The organism is Bellilinea sp., assembly GCF_034432615.1.
Classification (GTDB): Bacteria; Chloroflexota; Anaerolineae; order Anaerolineales; family Anaerolineaceae; genus Bellilinea.
The window spans coordinates 1-2,525 of sequence record NZ_DAOUBL010000125.1; the positions used below are offsets into that span (position 1 = coordinate 1).

General features: G+C 60.3%; 4 protein-coding genes. All 4 read right to left on the bottom strand.

The annotated features are described in order from the left end of the window. Positions 1-690: substrate-binding domain-containing protein (locus tag VAE48_RS05550; RefSeq protein ID WP_322792326.1), on the bottom strand; the 690-nt coding region annotated here is incomplete at its 3' end. Positions 691-822: 132 nt separating this feature from the next. Next, positions 823-1,800 (bottom strand): ABC transporter permease, encoded by a 978-nt coding sequence (locus tag VAE48_RS05555; protein WP_322792327.1) that lies wholly within the window; start codon positions 1,798-1,800, stop codon positions 823-825. A gap of 18 nt (positions 1,801-1,818) precedes the next feature. Next, the gene (gene rbsD / locus VAE48_RS05560) at positions 1,819-2,214 is read right to left on the bottom strand and encodes a D-ribose pyranase (RefSeq protein ID WP_322792328.1); all 396 of its coding nucleotides are present in this window, start codon (positions 2,212-2,214) and stop codon (positions 1,819-1,821) included. Beyond that, a partial coding sequence (locus tag VAE48_RS05565; protein WP_322792329.1) for a PfkB family carbohydrate kinase occupies positions 2,211-2,525 on the bottom strand: 315 nt, incomplete at its 5' end. The genes rbsD and VAE48_RS05565, both read right to left, overlap by 4 nt.

A 2,525-nucleotide genomic window follows, 5' to 3' on the forward strand; every position in this document is an offset into this window, starting at 1 on the left:
GGCGAAGACGCCGTTGATTTCGGGCTGGGCCTGCAGGATGTTCTCGAAGACCTTCAAGCCCTTGTCGCGGTTGAAGTCGGCGGTTTGCTGTGCAACGATCTGGGCATCCTTGCAGGAGGCGGACATGTAGTCATTGAAGCCCTGGCCGCGGTCGCGGGCGGCGGAGGTACCGGCGATGCCCTGCAGTTCAACGACCTTGCCTTTGCCGCCGATCGCTTTGCAGAGGAACTCGGCTGCCATCTTGCCGCCGGCGACATTGTCGGAGGCGATGTGGCTGACGACGGTGCCGCCGTTGGCGCCGCGGTCAACGGTGAAGACGGGGATGCCGGCGTCATTGGCTTTCTGGATGGCGGGGACGACGGCGTCGGAGTCGGTTGGGTTGATGAGCAGGGCGGAGACCTTCTTGTTGATCAGGTCTTCGATGCCGGCGGTCATCTTGGCGGAGTCATCCTGAGCGTCCACGACGATGAGTTTGACCCCGGCGGCATCGGCCGCCTTTTGAGCGCCATCCCGCAGGGTGACGAAGAAGGGGTTGTTGAGCGTGGAAATGACCAGCCCCAGGGTTACTTCGCCCGTCTGTGGCGGGGTGGTAGGCTGCTGCGCAGGTGTGGTTGGGGTGGGTTGAGCGCAAGCCGCCAGGAGCAGGGAGACGAGCATCACAAGGGAAATGAGCTTAAGCAGGTTTTTCATGGTTCTCCTCCGGTTGTTAAGTTATGGAATTTCGTTCAATGAGATGGGTTTTTGTGAATACAGGGTTGCCTCTTCTTCCAAAAAGATTCATAAACCTCCTTTCCGTTTGAACCAGTCATTCGTGTTGCACAATCATCTGGTTGGTGGGCTAAACGCTTTATGCAGCAGAAGCGCCAGCGCAATCACCACCCCTTTAACCACCTGCTCCCACAACGGGGAAACATTCAACAGGTTGAGACCGTTGTTGAGCGTTTCGATGAGCAGGGTACCCAGCAGGGTGCCGGCCAGGCCGCCCTCACCGCCGGCGAAGCTGGTACCGCCAACCACCACGGCGGCAATGGCGTTGAATTCATAGCCCTGCCCGATGATCGGCTGCGCCGAGTCGAGGCGAGCCACCAGCACCAGCCCGGCCAGCGCGGCGCAAAAACCGGAAATGGCATACACCAGCACGGTCATCCGGTCGGTGGGTACGCCGGCCAGTTTGGCGGCGTTGAGGTTATCGCCCATCAGGTAGATTTGGGCGCCGTATTTGGTACGGCTCATGAAAATCCACCCGGCGGCAAACACCAGTAAGGTCAGAAAGATGGGCACCGGAATACCGGCAACCACACCGGTACCAATCCAGCGGAAGGCGGGCGGCAGACCGGTGATCGGTTGACCCTGGGTATACATCAGCGTCAACCCGCGCGCCACGGTCAGCATACCGAGGGTGGCGATGAAGGGCGGAATTTTTGCGCGGGTAATCATCAAGCCGTTGATCATCCCCAGCACCGTACCCACGGCCAGCGCAGCCAGCACAGCTACCGCAACCGGTTGACCCTGCTTCATCAGCGAGGCGCCGATGGTGACGGCAAGCGCCAGCACCGACCCTACCGAAAGGTCAATCCCGCCGGTCAGAATGACCAGCGTCATGCCCACGCTGATGATGCCGTTGATGGTGGCCTGCCGCAGGATGTTGATCAGGTTGGCGGAGGTGAGAAAACGCTCCGAAAGCAGGGAGAGCGCCAGAATCAGCAGCAGAAAGGAAAACATCAACCCAAAGCGCTGCAAGAAGGCGCGCCGGTCAAAGGCAGAGGCCTGGGTGGCTGGCTGGGCAGGGATCATGGACATACTCTGCTTTCCCCAAAACTAAAAAACAACGCCGGCGACCAGAATCACATTGGCGTAGGGTGTGAATTCACCGGTGCGCACCACGGCGCGCGCTCGAGCGCAATGTTCTTTCAATTCGCTGTGGCTGATTTCTTCAAAGGGGGTGTCCGGCAGCAGCCGTTTCAATTCCGCCAGAACCTGCGGGCTGACCTGAGCGGTTTCGCGCGCCACCAGCACCTTTTCGACCCGCATCTCTTCCAGCACGGTGCGGACGGTGTCTGTAAATGAAGGGATGTTTTTGGTCAGCGCCAGATCAATCCGCAGCGTTTCAGGGGGAATCGGCAGGCCGGCGTCCCCAATCACCAGCATATCGCCGTGACCCAGGCTGGCAATGACTTCAGAAAGGGCGATGTTCAGCAGGGGGGTTTTCTTCATAGACCGCGCTCCTTCAAAAAGTGGATCAGTTCTTCCCGGTTGGGCATGGAGGGCTGTGCGCCCGGGCGGGTGACCGCGATGGCACCGGCGGCATTGCCCCACAGCACCGCTTCGCGCAGGCTCTTGCCTTCCGCCAGCGCCACACTGAAGGCAGCCGCAAAGGCATCGCCGGCGGCAACCGTATCCACCACCGGTACTTTGAAGGCGGCCAGTTTTTCCTGGGTGTGAGGAGCAACCAGCAGCGCGCCTTCTTCTCCCAGCGTGACCACCAGATTGCGCACCCCGTTAGACATCAGAAGGGCGGCGGCGGA

Coding starts and splice junctions, on each gene's coding strand:
- rbsD (WP_322792328.1), bottom strand. CDS start 2,214: ATGAAGAAAACCCCCCTGCTGAACATCGCCCTTTCTGAAGTCATTGCC.
- VAE48_RS05555 (WP_322792327.1), bottom strand. CDS start 1,800: ATGTCCATGATCCCTGCCCAGCCAGCCACCCAGGCCTCTGCCTTTGAC.